17 protein-coding genes are annotated in these 18,422 nt (G+C 58.5%); 4 read left to right on the top strand and 13 right to left on the bottom strand.

Annotated elements, in window-relative coordinates; genetic code table 11:
* Positions 1 to 539 precede the first annotated feature (539 nt).
* Positions 540 to 1,724, bottom strand: coding sequence for a C17 cyclopropane fatty acid synthase CfaB (gene cfaB, locus AB7M33_RS09085; RefSeq protein ID WP_027592085.1), 1,185 nt, complete (start codon positions 1,722 to 1,724; stop codon positions 540 to 542).
* A 208-nt stretch (positions 1,725 to 1,932) separates the two neighbouring features.
* On the opposite strand from cfaB, the gene lpdA reads away from it, so the two are divergent.
* Positions 1,933 to 3,333 carry a dihydrolipoyl dehydrogenase gene (lpdA, locus tag AB7M33_RS09080; protein ID WP_085272144.1) on the top strand — a complete coding sequence of 467 codons (1,401 nt, stop codon included), beginning with the start codon at positions 1,933 to 1,935 and terminating at the stop codon, positions 3,331 to 3,333.
* 155 nt (positions 3,334 to 3,488) lie between these two features.
* Positions 3,489 to 5,096, top strand: coding sequence for a tyrosinase family protein (locus tag AB7M33_RS09075; RefSeq protein WP_454242740.1), 1,608 nt, complete (start codon positions 3,489 to 3,491; stop codon positions 5,094 to 5,096).
* Between the two features lie 45 nt (positions 5,097 to 5,141).
* On the opposite strand, the gene AB7M33_RS09070 is transcribed toward AB7M33_RS09075, so the two are convergent.
* The gene (locus AB7M33_RS09070; protein ID WP_454242739.1) at positions 5,142 to 5,843 is read right to left on the bottom strand and encodes a copper chaperone; all 702 of its coding nucleotides are present in this window, start codon (positions 5,841 to 5,843) and stop codon (positions 5,142 to 5,144) included.
* A 181-nt stretch (positions 5,844 to 6,024) separates the two neighbouring features.
* Positions 6,025 to 6,438: a hypothetical protein gene (locus tag AB7M33_RS09065; RefSeq protein ID WP_081717437.1), complete on the bottom strand. Its 414-nt coding sequence runs from the start codon at positions 6,436 to 6,438 to the stop codon at positions 6,025 to 6,027.
* Between the two features lie 590 nt (positions 6,439 to 7,028).
* Here AB7M33_RS09065 and AB7M33_RS09060 point away from each other — a divergent pair.
* Entirely contained in the window at positions 7,029 to 7,214 is a 186-nt protein-coding gene (locus AB7M33_RS09060; protein ID WP_454242738.1) for an AbrB/MazE/SpoVT family DNA-binding domain-containing protein, read from the top strand.
* Here the strand turns inward: AB7M33_RS09060 and AB7M33_RS09055 are convergent.
* Positions 7,207 to 7,524, bottom strand: coding sequence for a hypothetical protein (locus AB7M33_RS09055; protein WP_454242737.1), 318 nt, complete (start codon positions 7,522 to 7,524; stop codon positions 7,207 to 7,209). The two genes, AB7M33_RS09060 and AB7M33_RS09055, sit on opposite strands and share 8 nt — an antisense overlap.
* Positions 7,521 to 7,742, bottom strand: a complete 222-nt coding sequence (locus AB7M33_RS09050) for a hypothetical protein (protein WP_454242736.1) — start codon at positions 7,740 to 7,742, stop codon at positions 7,521 to 7,523. The genes AB7M33_RS09055 and AB7M33_RS09050 overlap by 4 nt, the downstream gene beginning before the upstream one ends.
* Positions 7,743 to 8,517: 775 nt before the next feature.
* Here AB7M33_RS09050 and AB7M33_RS09045 point away from each other — a divergent pair.
* Positions 8,518 to 8,697, top strand: a complete 180-nt coding sequence (locus AB7M33_RS09045) for a hypothetical protein (protein WP_454242735.1) — start codon at positions 8,518 to 8,520, stop codon at positions 8,695 to 8,697.
* 557 nt (positions 8,698 to 9,254) lie between these two features.
* Here the strand turns inward: AB7M33_RS09045 and glmS are convergent.
* The 8 genes from glmS to AB7M33_RS09005 all read right to left on the bottom strand — a co-directional run bounded on the left by glmS (position 9,255) and on the right by AB7M33_RS09005 (position 18,417).
* A complete protein-coding gene (glmS, locus tag AB7M33_RS09040; protein ID WP_454242734.1) occupies positions 9,255 to 11,090 on the bottom strand; it encodes a glutamine--fructose-6-phosphate transaminase (isomerizing) in 1,836 nt (611 codons plus the stop codon).
* Positions 11,091 to 11,092: 2 nt separating this feature from the next.
* Positions 11,093 to 11,869 (bottom strand): DeoR/GlpR family DNA-binding transcription regulator, encoded by a 777-nt coding sequence (locus AB7M33_RS09035; RefSeq protein ID WP_027592080.1) that lies wholly within the window; start codon positions 11,867 to 11,869, stop codon positions 11,093 to 11,095.
* 179 nt (positions 11,870 to 12,048) lie between these two features.
* Positions 12,049 to 13,416: a bifunctional UDP-N-acetylglucosamine diphosphorylase/glucosamine-1-phosphate N-acetyltransferase GlmU gene (gene glmU / locus AB7M33_RS09030; RefSeq protein WP_027592079.1), complete on the bottom strand. Its 1,368-nt coding sequence runs from the start codon at positions 13,414 to 13,416 to the stop codon at positions 12,049 to 12,051.
* Between the two features lie 122 nt (positions 13,417 to 13,538).
* The gene (locus tag AB7M33_RS09025) at positions 13,539 to 13,958 is read right to left on the bottom strand and encodes a F0F1 ATP synthase subunit epsilon (RefSeq protein WP_016489909.1); all 420 of its coding nucleotides are present in this window, start codon (positions 13,956 to 13,958) and stop codon (positions 13,539 to 13,541) included.
* A gap of 43 nt (positions 13,959 to 14,001) precedes the next feature.
* Positions 14,002 to 15,378 carry a F0F1 ATP synthase subunit beta gene (gene atpD, locus AB7M33_RS09020; protein ID WP_016489910.1) on the bottom strand — a complete coding sequence of 459 codons (1,377 nt, stop codon included), beginning with the start codon at positions 15,376 to 15,378 and terminating at the stop codon, positions 14,002 to 14,004.
* Between the two features lie 27 nt (positions 15,379 to 15,405).
* The gene (atpG, locus tag AB7M33_RS09015; protein ID WP_016489911.1) at positions 15,406 to 16,266 is read right to left on the bottom strand and encodes a F0F1 ATP synthase subunit gamma; all 861 of its coding nucleotides are present in this window, start codon (positions 16,264 to 16,266) and stop codon (positions 15,406 to 15,408) included.
* Positions 16,267 to 16,314: 48 nt separating this feature from the next.
* Entirely contained in the window at positions 16,315 to 17,859 is a 1,545-nt protein-coding gene (gene atpA, locus AB7M33_RS09010; RefSeq protein ID WP_099430841.1) for a F0F1 ATP synthase subunit alpha, read from the bottom strand.
* Between the two features lie 21 nt (positions 17,860 to 17,880).
* Complete coding sequence (locus AB7M33_RS09005; protein ID WP_003253191.1) at positions 17,881 to 18,417, bottom strand: F0F1 ATP synthase subunit delta; 537 nt, start codon at positions 18,415 to 18,417, stop codon at positions 17,881 to 17,883.
* Between the last annotated feature and the right edge of the window lie 5 nt (positions 18,418 to 18,422).

The following is an 18,422-nucleotide window of genomic DNA, read 5'->3' as shown; positions in this document are numbered from 1 at the left end:
CGTAGGGCTTCACAGCCAGGATCTGGTGCACGGGCTTTGTGCACCAGAACGTGGTGCTGCGTGACTTTGATCAAGCCCGGGAAATCACGGCAGATAATGGACGGGTACCCAAGATCTGGGGCGCAGCTCAATTCTTTGTAGGAGCAGCCTTGTGCTGCGAAGAGGCCAGTGCAGGCACCCGCAATCGATGGTGCTTGCACCGGCCTCTTCGCAGCACAAGGCTGCTCCTACAAAGGTTGGACGTTCAGCGGTAAAGGTCCTCGCGGGTCCAAGGCAGGTCATGGTGACCATCGGCATAGGGCTTCACAGCCAGGATCTGGTGCACGGGATTTCTGCACCAGAAGCACCCATCGGCTGCAACAGCTCGGGATGCGAATAGCCCAGTTGATCTCACCGATTCTATAAGGTGAGTTTCAAGCTTACTCATTCTTTGTAGGAGCAGCCTTGTGCTGCGAAAAGGCCGGTGCAGGCACCCGCAATCGATGGTGCTTGCACCGGCCTCTTCGCAGCACAAGGCTGCTCCTACAAAGGTTGGACGTTCAGCGGTAAAGATCCTCGCGGGTCCAAGGCAGGTCATGGTGACCATCGGCATAGGGCTTCACAGCCAAAATCTGGTGCAGGTTGATCCAGCCCTTCTCAAAGGCATAGGCACAACCGGCCAGGTACAGCCGCCAGATACGCAGGGTCTTTTCCGGCACCATGGCCGCGGCGCGGTGCAGCTGGTTCTCCAGGTTTTCGCTCCAGTGGTGCAAGGTCTTGGCGTAATGCAGGCGAAGGCTTTCTACATCGACCACCTCGAGCCCTGTTTCACAGATGCTCGCGCTGATCATCGACAGGTGGGGTAGCTCGCCATGGGGGAACACATAACGGTCGATGAACTCTCCTGCCCCCCGCCCTACCGGCCGGCCATCCACATGCTTGGCGGTGATGCCATGGTTCATCACCAAGCCACCTTCGCGCACGGCACCGAACAGCTTCTGGCAATACAACGGCAGGTTGGCATGCCCCACGTGTTCGAACATGCCGACACTGACCACCTTGTCGAAACGCCCATCCTGGGGAAGGTCACGGTAGTCGAGGATCTGCAGGTCGACCTGCTCGGCCAGCCCTTCCTCCTTCACCCGCTGACGGCCCAGCTTGAGTTGCTCCTTGCTCAAGGTAATTCCGAATACCTTGGCACCGTATTCGCGCGCGGCGAAGCGTGACAGGCCACCCCAGCCACAGCCGACGTCCAGCAGGTAGTCACCGGCCTGCAGGCGCAACTTGCGGCACAGGTGATCGAACTTGTCCTGCTGGGCCTGGGCGAGGGTGTTGTCTGGCTCACGGAAGTAGCCACAGGAGTAAGCCATGTCCGGGTCCAGCCACAGCTGGTAGAACGCGTTGGACAGGTCGTAGTGGTAGGAAATGGCTTCGGCATCGGTGTGTTTGTCATGGGCGGTACGCTGTGGAACAGCGTCCTCGTCGTCACTCAGCAGCGCCTCGCTGAGTTCGTCGCATACCCGAATGACCTCGCCGATATCGCCTTCAAGCTCGAGCTTGCCTTCAACGAAAGCCTCACCCAGCTCGTTCAAGCTCGGGTGGGTCAGCTGGCTGATCAGTTGAGGCTCCTTGATCAGGATCGTGACTTGCGGGCTGGGCCCAAGATCGAACTGGTTGCCGTCCCATAACTTCAGACGCAAAGGTAAGTGCAGGCTCTGCAACGCAGGTGGAAGTTGCGCAAGCATCAATGACCCTCCCTTCAGGTAACGGGGCGTCACGCCTCATAATTTCGGACGCCTCCGGATCAGGGTAGTTCATTGGTGCCGATTTTGGGCTTTACACGACGATGGTCTAGAACAAACAGACATGAAAGACACGCGGATTGTATACAACTTTAAACGCACAGACTAACCTTGTGCCCCTCTCGCGCTTCTTCATCCTGGAGTTGAACCCATGAAATCCTATGACGTGGTGATCATCGGCGGTGGCCCTGGCGGCTACAACGCGGCAATCCGTGCAGGCCAGCTGGGCCTGACCGTTGCCTGTGTGGAAGGCCGCTCGACCTTGGGCGGCACCTGCCTCAATGTCGGCTGCATGCCGTCCAAGGCGCTGCTGCATGCATCCGAGCTGTACGAGGCCGCCAGCGGCGAGGAGTTCGCCCACCTCGGTATCGAAGTGAAGCCCACCTTGAACCTCGCCCAGATGATGAAGCAGAAGGACGAGAGCGTTACCGGCCTGACCAAGGGCATCGAGTACCTGTTCCGCAAGAACAAGGTCGACTGGGTCAAGGGTTGGGGGCGTCTGGATGGCGTTGGCAAAGTCGTGGTCAAGGCCGAGGACGGCAGCGAAAGCACCCTTCACGCCAAGGACATCGTCATTGCCACCGGCTCCGAGCCCACGCCCCTGCCAGGCGTGACCATCGACAATCAGCGCATCATCGATTCGACCGGTGCCCTGTCCCTGCCCCAGGTGCCCAAGCACCTGATCGTCATCGGCGCCGGCGTCATCGGCCTCGAGCTGGGTTCGGTATGGCGCCGCCTGGGCAGCGAAGTGACTGTCATCGAATACCTCGACCGCATCTGCCCGGGCACCGATGAAGAAACCGCCAAGACCCTGCAGAAGGCCTTGGCCAAGCAAGGCATGAGCTTCAAGCTCGGCAGCAAGGTCACCCAGGCCACCTCGTCGGCCGACGGCGTCAGCCTGACGTTGGAGCCCGCCGCCGGTGGCGACGCACAAACCTTGCAGGCCGACTACGTGCTGGTGGCCATCGGTCGCCGCCCCTACACCCAGGGCCTGAACCTGGAAAGCGTAGGCCTGGCGACCGACAAGCGCGGCATGCTGAGCAACGATCATCACCGCAGCTCGGTGCCTGGCATCTGGGTGATCGGCGATGTCACCTCAGGCCCGATGCTGGCGCACAAGGCTGAAGATGAAGCGGTGTCGTGCATCGAGCGCATCGCCGGCAAGGCCCATGAGGTCAACTACAACCTGATCCCCGGTGTCATTTATACCCGCCCCGAGCTGGCCAGCGTCGGCAAGACCGAAGAACAGCTCAAGGCCGAAGGCCGCGCCTACAAGGTGGGCAAGTTCCCCTTCACCGCCAACAGCCGCGCCAAGATCAACCACGAGACCGAAGGGTTCGCCAAGGTGCTCGCCGATGCCAACACCGACGAGGTACTGGGCGTGCACCTGGTGGGCCCGAGTGTCAGTGAGATGATCGGTGAATTCTGCGTAGCCATGGAGTTCTCGGCGTCGGCAGAGGACATCGCCCTCACCTGCCACCCGCACCCGACCCGCTCCGAGGCGTTGCGCCAGGCGGCGATGAATGTGGAAGGGATGGCGATGCAGATCTGACAAAACCTCGGCCACAGGGGCCGGTGCTGGCACGGTTGATACGGAGATCAACCGTCTGGCGCCCTCCCAGGCAGATTTTTACAACCCGGATATGCTGGACGATGGAGCAGTAAACCCCCGAGTTTTCGGGACCAGTGGCAACAAGGAGGTTCACCATGTCATCCACCCCGCGTGTACGTCGTTCGCTCAGCGATATCCAGGCTGACTACGATCAAGGCAAAAAAGCAGAACTTGAGAATCTGATCCGCGCCTGGAAGGGCATCAAGGATCTTCCCGCTAACGACCCAAACTCCTTTTTCACCCTCGGCGGCCTGCATGGCGAGCCATTCCGTGACAAGGGCAAGACCGACCCCAACTGGTGGGGCGGCTACTGCCAGCACGGGACGGTGCTGTTCCCAAGCTGGCACCGCGCCTACCTCTGGCGCCTGGAAGAGGCGCTGCGCAGCATCCCCGGCTGCAAAGACGTGACCCTGCCGTTCTGGGATGAATGCAGCGATGCATCACGGGAAAACGGTATCCCGTCGGCCCTGACCCAAGAATATTTCGTGCTCGATGGCCAGAAGATCGACAACCCTCTGCGCTCCTTCGTGTTCCCGAAAGCCATCACCGACGAGGTCGAGGACACGCCGATCATCTACAGCAAGCCGGAAGGCTACGAGACAGTGCGTTACCCGCTGTCCGGTTTGGTGGGCACTGATGAGGACCGCGCGAAGACCGACGCCCATAACGCGCAATTCCCAGACCCAGAGCAGAACATCGGCTACCTCAATAGCAACATCAGTACCTGGCTGAGCGGCAAGATCAAGATCGGTGGCAGGTGGCGTGGCGAGGTATTCACCCGCTTCGAAAACTGCCTGGACGCGCCCACCTACACCCTGTTCTCCAATACCACGTCGGCCGCCGCGAAAAACAAGGCTGACCCAGCGGGCACTCACCATGTCTCTCTGGAAGAGCCGCATAACTTCATGCACCTGGCCGTCGGCGGCTTCGACTACCCGGGGCAAGGCAACAATTCGGCGATCCCGGGTGCCAACGGCGACATGGGCGAGAACGAGACCGCCGGCCTGGACCCGATCTTCTTCTTCCACCACTGCTTCATCGACTATGTGTTCCGGACCTGGCAGCGTCGGCAAGGCGCGACTGATGAATTCAGCATCGATGCCACCGATCCCGGCGCCAGCTATTACAAACCCGATGGCGTGCAACCGCCAGCAGGGGCAGCAGGCCTGGACCCGAATGCCATCCTGAGCCTGGACACCACGCTTGACCCGTTCGTGAAGGCCGACGGCAGCCCCTTCACCACCCGTGACTGCTTCAACATCGAAACCCAGCTGGGCTATGGCTACGGCAAAGGCTCGCTGGACGCCTACGCCCAACCCAACAAGCCGTTGCTGTTCAAGGCCGAGGCCGTGCAACCCGCTGGCAAGACCTTGCGGGTCAGCCGCATCAACCGGGGCAAGATCCGCGGTTCGTTCCTGATCAGCGCCTACGCCAAGGTCGATGGCAAGCGCGAATACCTGGGGACCCGGCCGATACTCAGCCGCTGGCATGTCGAAGGCTGCATGAACTGCCAGACCCACTTGGAAGCCACCGCTACCTTCAAGCTGCCACTCAACGCCGACAACTCGGCGATTGATGAAGGCACAATCGAAGTGGAAGTTCAGACCCGTGACACGGTGCTCAAACGGCCAGAGGGGGCCAAACTGCTCAATAGCAGCAACGCTGTAGCCGCTGACGTGCCATTCAAACTGGAAACCTACTGAGCCACCGCCGGCGCAGCATCCTAAGTCTGGCTTCGGGTGCTGCGCTCAGGCGCTTGAACGCTGTCGGTCCCTACGCTCATAGGCAATGATGATTGCACCGACAATCATCACGGGCAGATGAACAGACGGCAGGCAAAATGCAATCAGCATCAACGGCCAACAGGTGGCGTAGCACCACACCCCATGCAGCGCCCCCTTGGCCAATGGGTTGGCGACGCTGGCGGGCCGATGGCAGCGCACAAGGCAACGCGCCCTGAACGCGCACAACTGCCACCCCCCTGCCCCTATCAGCGCCAGCAACCCTGCAACGAGTTGCGAGCCGGTGAAAGAAACCAGCAACAGCGCAATCATCAACAGCAGTGAACTGCCCGCCAGCCACACGCCAAAATACCCCAGCAGAAATGCCGCGACAGCGGGCGCTCGATGGTAGGGCCTTGATTGATGCCACAGATGCGCCAATGGCCCCTGCAGCGCGGGCAGCATCATCGCGACCAGCATCAGCCCCACCGCACCGGTGAAAACGGCGATGTCCATGCTGGAATAATAGAGGCGCAGGTTCAGCCATCCCTCGGTCAGCATCGAGGGCGAGCCGGAAATACAGAACGATTCAAGATCGTGGTGGCTGTCGTTATTGAGCGCCATCCAGATAAAAGCAACGAGGCTGGCAGCCCATAACGCACATTTGAGCGGATCACTGCAGGTGTCGCGCACCCATGCTGGCAGGGGCGCATTAGCCTGGCGCGCCATCAGACGACCTCCCTGTCATCGGCTAGACGGCCTGGCTCATTGCCTGTGCCGCGCTAGTGACTATAGAGCAGGTTGCTAAGGCTTGCCGGTACGCCGACTGATGGTGACAGGCGCACCCGGATGCTACGCAGGCTATGCCGCAGCGCCCTGCAAACAAGAGCGCCGCAGCCTGGCATTACCTTCAGAACGTCGCGTTCTTGAGCGAGATGTGGCAGTTCTTGTAGTCGTAGTCGACCAATGTCACGACACCGGAAACATTCGATTTTTTCCCAACGGAAAGCGCATTGACCATGCTGGTGTTGGTCGATTCAGCGTGGATATCCACGTCGCCAACGCTCAGCACTACCCGATACGCCTCGAGCCCTTGATTGATCATGGCGACTTCACCGTTAGTGGAGAAGGTCTTGCCGCGGTACAGGCTGTTTGCGCGAACCTTGTTTTCTTTCGTGACACGGCAGATTTCTGCAAGGCTTTGATCGATAGCAACTGGCGCGGTCGCCTTCTGAATTTCCTGCATTGTTTGCTCAAAATTCGCGCAACCCGAAAGGGCTACGAAAGGCAGCGCGGCGAAGAGGCAATTACGAAGAGCTTTCATGTGGACAACCTTACAGATGATTGAAGAAGTGCTTTGGCCTTGAGCACACCCTGACTGGAGAAATTTCAGACAGTTCCATACGAACCTCGCGGGCACATGCAGGCGTGGTGAATAGGCGATGGCTAGGCGTTGGGCTGACTTGCGGAAAATCGGGCACTACCGGTCAGGACGACGGCGGCAGCGAGGTAAGAAGGGGGGACAGCAGGCATCAGTCATTCCTTTGAGGCGCGTTTGAATGTGTTCAATCCCTTGAACCGGCCGAAAGTTATACCAAAAACCGTTTTACTGCGCAAAAAAGCACCAGCTCCTGCTGTTGATCACAGCGGGGCCGGTGCTTTTGGGTGCTCACAACATTGTTTGACACAAGCACCCGCGAAAATTGGGGCCTGTAGCCGTTGACGCTGTAGCCTCCGCAACAACATAGATTGACACAACCCGTCCAGCTTTGAAAAACGGGGGGTCATAGCTGACAATATAGTTTGACACAAACAGGTCAGAACCCGAGCCGGTTGCCAGCGAGGCGGTAACTCGTCCTGCAGCAGCGCAAGGGAGTACGATGAGTCGGTGAAGCCACACAGGAACCGACCTCAATGATCCAGCCATTGCGTATGACGGTGAAATGCCAGGATCCCGAAGACGGCTCAAAAGACGTCATCATCGATTTACCTCCAGAAATCTTAAAGGCGCTTGGTGTCACAGTTGGTGACCAGTTGAGCATCGAGCTCATCGACGGAGTGATAGTCCTGAAGCCAGTCCGTGAAGCTACTCCTAGGTAGCTGCTGGCTCCTGTTGACTGACTTCACTAAAGGCAGTCTTGGCACGAGCCTCTACCATTTCAATCAGCTCTAAGTGCTTTGGGAACTCACCCTTCAGCCAATCACTGGGAACAAAGTGATGATCGAGATGCACCGCGGTGCACTGTCCGTCACCACTAGCACAGAGCATCACGTTCATCTCTGTCTCATCACCCGCCATTGCCGCCGGCACAAAGACAGTACCGCTGTCGCTGACGCCGAACGACCGCCGCCACTCGGGAAAGCGCTTACCGTCTGGGTTGGAAACCGCGAACCAATTGATCTTGTTCATTTGTCGTTCTCGAATGGAATCAGAGTGGAGTACGGAAGCTGCTCGCCTTCGACCGCGGCAAGCACCTGATCCAGCACTGCAGCTAGGGCATCAAGAGCTCCAAGGATCACGTACAGCTCGCACATTAGGTTGGCCTTGGCCTGCCGGTCAAAACCAGCGTCACCGTCTACAGTTTCAGCCGAATCGAATGCCTGGCTCACTGACGTTTCTGCGATCAAGAAGCGAGCACCGCAGTCACACAGGAACGGGTGGTTGCCGCTGTAGAACCGGTCCTTGGCCTCCCAGCCGGGGAGCTGGGTGAACCGCCCCTGGTTTCCTAGACACCTCCAATCCTCATAATGAGGCCAAATAGGAGGTGCCATGAGTCGTCAACGTTATCCCGAAGAATTCAGATCTAAGCGGCTAACACAAAAGACATTTGACATTTCTATCAGATGTCTTTTGCTCAACCAGGATCCACCAGAACTGAAAACTGAAATCGCTCCTGTTAGTAGGTGCGACTAAATTGCCTTGAGCCAGCTTCGCTCTTTAACCCAAAGAGACCAGTTAATTCCACACAGTTATCCGACCTGTAGAGTCTATGTGACTAAGGGCCTCCGGACCATTATAGGCTCGGTCTTCGAGACTAACTTCTAATTTGATCTTACTGTCAAATATCAAAACAATAATTTTTCCGCCTTCAGTTATGCTTGTGAGCGTCAAGCCAGTTAAGTCAGTGCCGGCTGGCGTGATTGAGCTAGAGTTAAAGATATTTAGTGTATTTCCGTTACTAAACTCAAGATGAGTACACTCATCTTGGGAGTCAATTGATACGACTCTGGAGTTTAGAATACTCTGTAAGATGCTCATATTGTTCACCTGATGGGGAAGTGGCTCTGTGAATTCGGCAATGTTTTGCCTGTATTAGGGTCAACACCTTGGCCAGACTTGTTCTCATATTTTATGTAGCCATTAGGATATCCCGGACTGCTCCCTCTTGCTGGAGTTGGTTGCATGAGGCGCATCGTGCTCACCTTGGCCCGCCACGCCGAAGCGGCGGTTAACATAGCACTTGCCCCCGGTGTTTCTCCGGCCATCATCAAGTGGATTTGGGCCTTGCACGACATCAGGCCGAATCCGATTCCTCGCGAACAACAATTGACAGCACCACCAATGGAATGGAGAAATTCATGATCAATTACTTCCCGCCCACGATAAAATTCAAGCGGCTACTCCACTGCCGCCCGAAATAATTAAATCCACTTTATCGAACCAAGCGAAACTTTCCTATTACATTTTACCTTGTACTCATGGCTTCTCTTGGCTCATGCACGATTATCGCTTGAGTTCGAAAAACGGCCATCGCAAGCCAATTAAATCGATTACGAAAAAATCGAGCACATTCCATGGATAAGGCCGACTAGCAATCAGCTCAGAAATAAACTTCGAAAGCAGCTCAGGCTGAGCTAATGCCCTCGGCAATTGAGCATATCTTCGAGACAGACCTAAGTTTTTAATAAAAACATCGCTAAAGCCTAGCTTAGTAACAACGTTCCAATCAACACCTTGGGCATTCCAGAGCCTATGCTCGTGGGGGAGGTCTTCTCACATTAGTCTCGCGCTGAAGCGAAGCGGATCAACCGGACCGATCGCTCAGCCCAGAACGCACAAACCCCCGTAAATATGGGGGGGTTGTGTGTTGTGTCAAACTATGTTGTTTGTCGCCAGCTTTTTAACTGTTGCCCGTCGGTTTATTCCACCGTCACCGACTTCGCCAAGTTACGCGGCTGGTCAACGTCGGTGCCCTTGAGCACCGCCACGTAGTACGACAGCAACTGCAGCGGGATGGTGTACAGGATCGGCGCCAGGGCGTCAGCGATGTGCGGCACCTTGATCACGTGGGTGCCTTCACCGTTGGTCATGCCAGCGTGCTCGTCGGCAAACACCACCAACTCACCGCCACGGGCACGCACTTCCTGCAGGTTGGACTTGAGCTTCTCCAGCAGTTCGTTGTTCGGCGCCACGGTCACGACTGGCATGTCGTTATCCACAAGCGCCAGCGGGCCGTGCTTCAGCTCGCCTGCCGGGTAGGCTTCGGCGTGGATGTAGGAGATTTCCTTGAGCTTGAGCGCGCCTTCCATCGCTACCGGGTACTGGGCGCCGCGGCCCAGGAACAGGGTGTGGTGCTTGTCGGCGAACAGCTCGGCGATCTTTTCGACAGTTGCGTCCATGGCCAGTGCCTCGCCCAGGCGGGCCGGCAGGCGACGCAATTCTTCAACCAGCTCGGCTTCGACACCGGCTTCGAGGGTGCCGCGTACCTGGCCCAGGGCCAGGGTCAGCATCATCAGCGAGACCAGCTGGGTGGTGAACGCCTTGGTCGAAGCAACACCGATTTCCGGGCCAGCCAGGGTCAGCAGGGTCAGGTCGGATTCACGCACCAGCGAGCTGATGCCGACGTTGCAGATCGCCAGGCTGCCGAGGAAGCCCAGCTCCTTGGCGTTGCGCAGGGCAGCCAGGGTGTCGGCAGTCTCACCGGATTGCGAGATCGAGACGAACAGGGTGTCGGGCTGCACCACCACCTTGCGGTAGCGGAACTCGCTGGCGACTTCGACCTGGCAAGGGATGCCGGCCAGGCTTTCCAGCCAGTAACGGGCGACCATGCCGGCGTGGTAGCTGGTGCCGCAGGCAACGATCTGTACGTTGCGCACTTTGGCGAACAGGTCGGCGGCTTTCGGGCCAAAGGCCTGTACCAGCACGTGGTCTTTGCCCAGACGGCCTTCCAAGGTGCGCTGGACCACGCTTGGCTGCTCGTGGATTTCCTTGAGCATGAAGTGACGGTAGTTGCCCTTGTCCGCCGCTTCTGCACCTTCGTGATACTGCACGGTTTCTCGCTGAACCTTGTTGCCAGCCTGGTCCCAGATGCTGACCTGGTCACGGCGGATTTCAGCGATATCGCCTTCTTCCAGGTACATGAAACGGTCGGTGACCTGGCGCAGGGCCAGCTGGTCCGAAGCCAGGAAGTTCTCGCCAAGGCCCAGGCCGATCACCAGCGGGCTGCCGCTGCGGGCAGCTACCAGGCGGTCTGGCTGTTTAGCGCTGATCAGGGCCAGGCCATAAGCACCGTGCAGGCGCTTCACTGCAGCCTTCAGCGCGTCGGTCAGGTCTGTAACGGTCTTGAGCGTGTGGTGGATCAGGTGGACGATGACTTCGGTATCGGTCTGCGAGGTGAACACGTAGCCGAGGCCTTTGAGCTCTTCACGCAGTTCTTCGTGGTTCTCGATGATGCCGTTGTGCACGACCGCCAATTCACTGCCCGAGAAGTGTGGGTGGGCATTGCCTTCGGTTGGCGCGCCGTGGGTAGCCCAACGCGTGTGTGCGATACCCAGCTGGCCGACGAGCGGCTCGGCGGCCACGGCAGCTTCCAGCTCGCTGACCTTGCCAATCCGGCGGCGACGCTCCAGGCCACCCTGCTGGCTGTAGACCGCTAGGCCGGCACTGTCGTACCCGCGGTACTCAAGGCGCTTGAGGCCTTCGATCAGGATGGCGGTGATATTACGTTCGGCTACGGCACCAACGATTCCACACATGTTCATTGCTCCTGGCTGATCGCGGCGCAAATCAGGTTGATGCCGCGGGCTTGAATTTGTTCGCGTGCCGCTGCGGGCAGGCGTTCGTCAGTAATGAGGGTATTCACGCTGCCCCACGGCAGCTCAAGGTTGGGGATTTTGCGCCCCACCTTGTCGGACTCGACCATCACGATCACCTCACGGGCGACCTCGGCCATGACTCGGCTCAGGCCCAGCAGCTCATTGAAGGTGGTGGTGCCCCGGTTGAGGTCGATGCCATCGGCACCGATGAACAGCTGATCGAAATCGTAGGAGCGCAGCACCTGCTCGGCAACCTGCCCCTGGAACGACTCGGAGTGCGGGTCCCAAGTACCACCGGTCATCAGCAATACAGGCTCATGCTCGAGATCGCTGATGGCGCGGGCCACGTTCAAGGAATTGGTCATCACCACCAGGCCAGGCTGTCGGCCCAGCTCGGGAATCATCGCGGCAGTGGTGCTGCCACTGTCGATGATGATCCGCGCATGTTCGCGGATACGCCCTACCGCCGCGCGGGCAATGGCCTTCTTGTAGGCAGACACGGGCTGGGCCGGCTCACCGAGCAGCTCTTGCGGCACCGGTACCGCACCGCCATAGCGGCGTAGCAACAGGCCGTTGGTTTCCAGGGCGGCGAGGTCTTTGCGAATGGTCACTTCCGAGGTTTCGAAGCGCTTGGCCAATGCATCCACACTCACCTCCCCTTGCTCACTGAGCATGGCCAGGATGTTGTGGCGGCGTTGAGGCGTGTTACGTTTCGACATGAGCGCTTAAGTTTCGTTTCGAAAGATAATGGTTGCAATCAAAACCTAAGACGCTCGTTTCGTCAAGCAGTTGCTGCGCTGTGGATAGTTTCGTCCCCTGTAGGAGCGCAAACTCACGCCGCAAAAAAAAGCCGACTTATTCACATAAGTCGGCTTTCGATCGAACAGCTGTGTATAACTCAGCTCTTCTTGATCTTCTCCGGCCGCTTCCAGCCCGAGATGTTTCGCTGGCGCGCGCGGCCCACAGCCAGGTCGGCGGCTTCGACGGTCTGGGTGATAGTCGAACCGGCTGCCGTGGTCGCGCCGGCCTTGATTTCCACAGGCGCCACCAGTGAGTTGTTCGAACCGATGAACACGTCCTCACCCATCACGGTCTTGAACTTGTTGGCGCCATCATAGTTGCAGGTGATGGTGCCAGCGCCGATGTTGGTGCGCGCGCCGATTTCGGCGTCGCCCAGGTAGCTCAGGTGGCCTGCCTTGGCGCCTTCGCCCAAGTGAGCGTTTTTCAGCTCGACGAAGTTACCCACATGGGCCTTGGCATCCAGCACACTGCCTGGGCGCAGGCGAGCGAACGGGCCGGCATCGCTGCCCTCACCCATCACCGCACCTTCGATGTGGCTGTTAGCCTTGACCACCACACCCTTGCGCAGGGTGCTGTTCTTGATCACGCAGTTGGGGCCGATCTCTACGCCGTCTTCGATGACCACCTGGCCTTCGAGGATCACGTTGATGTCGATCAGCACATCGCGACCAACGGTCACTTCACCCCGTACATCGAACCGCGCCGGGTCACGCAGGGTGACGCCCTGGGCCATCAGGCGGCGGCCTGCGCGCAGCTGATAGTGGCGCTCGAGCTCGGACAGCTGGCGACGGTCGTTGGCGCCCTGCACTTCCATCGGGTCTTCAGGTTGCTCGGTGGCAACCACCAGGCCATCGGACACCGCCATGGCGATGACGTCGGTCAGGTAGTACTCGCCTTGGGCATTGTTATTCGACAAGCGGCTCATCCAGTCCGCCAGGCGCGCCGCAGGCAGGGCCAGAATGCCGGTGTTGCCTTCCTTGATCGCCTTCTGCGCGTCGCTGGCATCCTTGTGCTCAACGATGGCCGTCACCTTGCCCTGCTCGTCACGCACGATACGGCCATAGCCGGTCGGGTCTTCGAGGGTGACCGTGAGCAAGCCCAGCTGTTGATCATTGGCCTTGGCCAACAGGCGCTGCAAGGTCTCCACTTCGATCAACGGCACATCACCGTACAGCACCAGTACGGTGTCAGCGGTCAATGCTGGCAGCGCCTGGGCCACGGCATGGCCTGTACCCAGCTGCTTGTCTTGCATGACAAAGTTCAGATCGTCAGCTGCCAGGCGCTCACGCACCTGCTCGGCACCATGGCCAATGACCACGTGGATACCTTGCGGCTGGAGTTGACGCGCGCTGTGGATAACATGGCCAAGCATGGAGTTGCCGGCAACCGGGTGCAGCACCTTGGGCAGCGCCGAGCGCATGCGGGTACCTTGGCCGGCGGCGAGAATAACGATATCGAGTGACATTACTGGCTACCAATCCTGGGCGGTCAGTGAAATGACCGGGGGGAAAAATTCGGAAAAAGAAAAAGGGTAGCCGAGGCTACCCTTTTACTCAATCGCAACAGAAGTGATCAGCCCAGGGCCGATTACTTGCCTTTGCGCATTTGCTGGACGGTACGCAGCTGAGCTGCGGCCTCGGCCAGACGTGCGGCGGCGGCGCCGTAGTCGAAGTCCGCGCCTTTCAGATTCAGGGCGTTCTCGGCAGCCTTGAGGGCTTCCTGAGCCTGAGCTTCATCCAGGTCTGCAGCACGTTGCACGGTATCGGCAAGCACCTTGACCATGTTCGGCTGAACCTCGAGGAAACCACCAGAGATGTAAAACACCTCTTGGGCGCCACCCTGCTTGGTCAGCGTGATGGGACCTGGCTTCAGATTGGTGATCAGCGGCGCGTGGCCCGGAGCGATACCAAGATCACCCAGGTTACCGTGCGCAACCACCATCTCGACCAGACCGGAGAAAATCTCTCCTTCCGCGCTGACGATATCGCAATGGACTGTCATAGCCATCTGCTTGCCTCAACCTGATAGCGCCCCTTGCGGGGCGCAGGAATTACAGTTTCTTGGCTTTCTCGATCGCTTCGTCGATGCTGCCGACCATGTAGAACGCTTGTTCTGGCAGGTGGTCGTAGTCACCTTTGAGGATGCCGCTGAAGCCAGCGATGGTGTCTTTCAGGGAAACGTACTTGCCTGGCGAACCGGTGAAGACTTCGGCCACGAAGAACGGCTGCGACAGGAAGCGCTGGATCTTACGAGCGCGGGCTACCAGTTGCTTGTCGGTCTCGGACAGTTCGTCCATACCCAGGATGGCGATGATGTCTTTCAGCTCTTTGTAGCGCTGCAGAACATACTGAACGCCACGCGCGGTGTCGTAGTGCTCGTTGCCGATCACGTTCGGGTCCAGCTGGCGCGAAGTCGAGTCCAGTGGGTCGACCGCTGGGTAAATACCCAGGGAGGCGATGTCACGGGACAGAACGACGGTGGCGTCCAAGTGGGCGAAGGTGGTCGCTGGCGACGGGTCGGTCAAGTCGTCCGCAGGTACGTATACGGCCTGGACGGAGGTGATCGAACCTTCCTTGGTGGAGGTGATGCGCTCTTGCAGAACGCCCATCTCTTCAGCCAGGGTCGGCTGGTAACCTACTGCCGAAGGCATACGGCCCAGCAGTGCGGATACTTCAGTACCGGCCAGGGTGTAACGATAGATGTTGTCGACGAACAGCAGAACGTCGTTACCTTCGTCACGGAACTTCTCAGCCATGGTCAGGCCGGTCAGCGCTACGCGCAGACGGTTTCCTGGTGGCTCGTTCATCTGACCGTAGACCAGCGCTACTTTGTCGAGAACGTTGGAGTCCTTCATCTCGTGGTAGAAGTCGTTACCCTCACGAGTACGCTCACCCACACCAGCGAACACGGAGTAACCGCTGTGTTCCATGGCGATGTTACGGATCAGTTCCATCATGTTTACGGTCTTGCCGACACCGGCACCACCGAACAGACCAACTTTACCACCCTTGGCGAACGGGCAAACCAGGTCGATAACCTTGATGCCGGTTTCCAGCAGGTCGTTGCCGCCTGCCTGGTCAGCGAACGAAGGCGCTGGCTGGTGGATACCGCGACGCTCTTCTTCACCGATCGGGCCGGCTTCGTCGATCGGGTTGCCCAGTACGTCCATGATACGGCCCAGGGTGGCCTTACCAACAGGAACGGAAATGGCAGCGCCGGTGTCGACGACATCCAGACCGCGCTTCAAGCCTTCGGTCGAGCCCATCGCAATAGTACGAACCACGCCGTCGCCCAGCTGCTGCTGAACTTCGAGGGTGGTTTCCGCGCCTTGTACTTTCAGCGCGTTGTATACACTCGGCACGACGTCACGTGGGAATTCCACGTCGATGACGGCGCCGATGATTTGAACGATACGTCCGCTACTCATAGCTGGATCCTCTGAATATGTGAACCGTTAAACCGCGGCAGCGCCGCCGACGATTTCCGAGATCTCCTGGGTGATCGCAGCCTGACGCGCCTTGTTGTAGATCAACTGAAGCTCTTTGATCAAATCACCGGCGTTGTCTGTGGCGTTCTTCATGGCGATCATCCGGGCCGCTTGTTCAGCAGCGTTGTTCTCGACCACCGCCTGGTATACCTGCGACTCCACATAACGCACCATCAAGCCGTCCAGCAGCTCTTTTGCGTCGGGTTCGTACAGGTAATCCCAGTGATGCTTGAGATCCTGATCCGGGGTTGCCACCAACGGTACCAATTGCTCGACCGTTGGCTTCTGGGTCATGGTATTGATGAACTTGTTCGAAACCACGGAGAGGCGATCGATACGGCCGTCCAGGTAGGCGTCCAGCATCACTTTGACGGAGCCGATCAGATCGTTGATCGATGGCTCTTCGCCCAGGTGGCTGATCGCGGCTACGACGTTGCCGCCAAAGATGCGGAAGAAAGTCGCACCCTTGCTGCCGATCACGCACAGGTCGATTTCCACGCCCTGTTCGCGGTTTGCGTTCATGTCCTTGACCAGGGCCTTGAACAGGTTGGTGTTCAAGCCACCGCACAGACCACGGTCACTGCTCACCACGATATAACCGGTGCGCTTAACAGGGCGCTCGATCATGAAAGGGTGGCGGTATTCCGGGTTGGCGTTGGCCAGATGACCGATCACCTGGCGGATACGCTCCGCGTAAGGACGGCTAGCAGCCATGCGCATTTGTGCCTTGCGCATTTTGCTGACCGCCACTTTCTCCATGGCGCTGGTAATTTTTTGCGTGCTTTTGATGCTCGCAATCTTACTGCGAATCTCTTTTGCGCCTGCCATGTATCACCTATCAGGTTAGCAAGCGGGGGCCTGGGCCCCCGCTGCGGCTTACCAGGTCTGGGTGGCCTTGAACTTCTCGATACCGGCTTTCAGGCCAGCGTCGATTTCGTCGTTGAAGTCACCCTTCACGTTGATCTTCGCCATCAGTTCAGCGTGATCACGGTTGAAGAAGGCGATCAGTGCTTGCTCGAAGCTACCGATCTTGGAGACTTCTACGTCAGTCAGGAAACCACGCTCAGCGGCGTACAGCGACAGGGCCATGTCCGCGATGGACATTGGCGCGTACTGCTTCTGCTTCATCAGCTCGGTAACGCGCTGACCATGCTCCAGCTGCTTGCGGGTCGCTTCGTCCAGATCGGAAGCGAACTGGGCGAATGCAGCCAGTTCACGGTACTGAGCCAGAGCGGTACGAATACCACCGGACAGCTTCTTGATGATCTTGGTCTGAGCGGCACCACCTACGCGGGATACCGAAACACCGGCGTTCACTGCAGGGCGGATGCCCGAGTTGAACATGGCCGATTCCAGGAAGATCTGACCGTCGGTGATCGAGATCACGTTGGTCGGAACGAACGCGGAAACGTCGCCAGCCTGGGTTTCGATGATCGGCAGCGCGGTCAGGGAACCGGTTTTGCCAGTCACAGCACCGTTGGTGAACTTCTCGACGTACTCTTCCGAAACGCGCGATGCACGCTCCAGCAGACGGGAGTGGAGATAGAACACGTCGCCTGGGTACGCTTCACGTCCTGGTGGACGGCGCAGCAGCAGGGAGATCTGACGGTAGGCAACGGCCTGCTTGGACAGGTCATCGTAAACGATCAGTGCGTCTTCACCGCGGTCACGGAAGAACTCGCCCATGGTGCAACCGGCGTATGGCGCCAGGAATTGCAGTGCGGCGGATTCCGAAGCACTGGCAACCACCACGATGGTGTTCTTCAGTGCGTCGTTTTCTTCCAGCTTGCGAACGATGTTGGCAACGGTGGAACGCTTCTGGCCGACAGCAACATACACACAGAAAATACCGGAGTCTTTCTGGTTGATGATGGCGTCGATGGCCATGGCGGTCTTGCCGATCTGACGGTCACCGATGATCAGCTCACGCTGGCCACGGCCGACAGGGATCATGGCGTCAACGGACTTGTAGCCAGTCTGTACAGGCTGGTCTACCGACTTACGCCAGATTACGCCTGGAGCAACTTTCTCGACCGCGTCGGTCTCGGTGTTGCCCAGCGGGCCTTTGCCGTCAATCGGGTTGCCCAGTGCGTCGACGACGCGACCCAGCAGTTCCTTACCAACCGGAACTTCCAGGATGCGGCCGGTGCACTTGGCGCTCATGCCTTCGGCGAGGGTGTCGTATGCACCCAGGATCACTGCACCTACGGAGTCTTGCTCCAGGTTCAGGGCCATGCCGTAGACGCCGCCAGGGAACTCGATCATTTCGCCGTACATGACGTCGGCCAGACCGTGGATCCGCACGATACCGTCGGAAACCGAAACGACGGTACCTTCGTTACGGGCTTGGGAGCTCACATCGAGGTTGTCGATGCGGCCCTTGATGATTTCACTAATTTCGGAAGGATTGAGTTGCTGCATTGCTCTGCTGCCCCTTCAAACTCAAGATTTCAATGCTTCGGCCAGTTTCGCGATTTTGCCGCGAACAGAGCCATCGATTACCAGGTCACCAGCGCGGATGACGACGCCGCCAATCAGGCTGGCATCCTCCGACGCGTGCAGGCGCACTTCCTGGCCTAACCGTGCACTGAGAACCTTGGCGAGTTTGTCTTGCTGTTCTTGGTTCAACGCGAAGGCACTGGTGACTTCCACGTCCACGGATTTCTCTTGCTCGGCCTTGTACAGGTCGAACAGAGCGGCAATCTCCGGCAGAAGCAGGAGACGGTCGTTTTCCGCGGCAACATGAATGAAATTCTGTGCCTGTGCATTGAACTTGTCACCGCACACGTCAATGAACGTGGCGGCCTTTTCTGCGCTCGTCAGTCGCGGGGCCTTGAGCAGGCGCTGCATGGTGTCGTCTTGCGACACCGCAGCAGCCAGGCCGAGCATGGCTGACCAATTGGCCAGTTGCTGATGGGCCTGGGCATGCTCAAAGGCAGCCTTAGCGTAAGGTCGGGCCAACGTGGTCAGTTCTGCCATGATCG

Source organism: Pseudomonas sp. Y3 TE3536 (genome assembly GCF_053629175.1).
The sequence above is the reverse complement of the archived record's forward strand: the minus strand, read 5'-3'. Positions and strand labels throughout refer to the sequence as shown.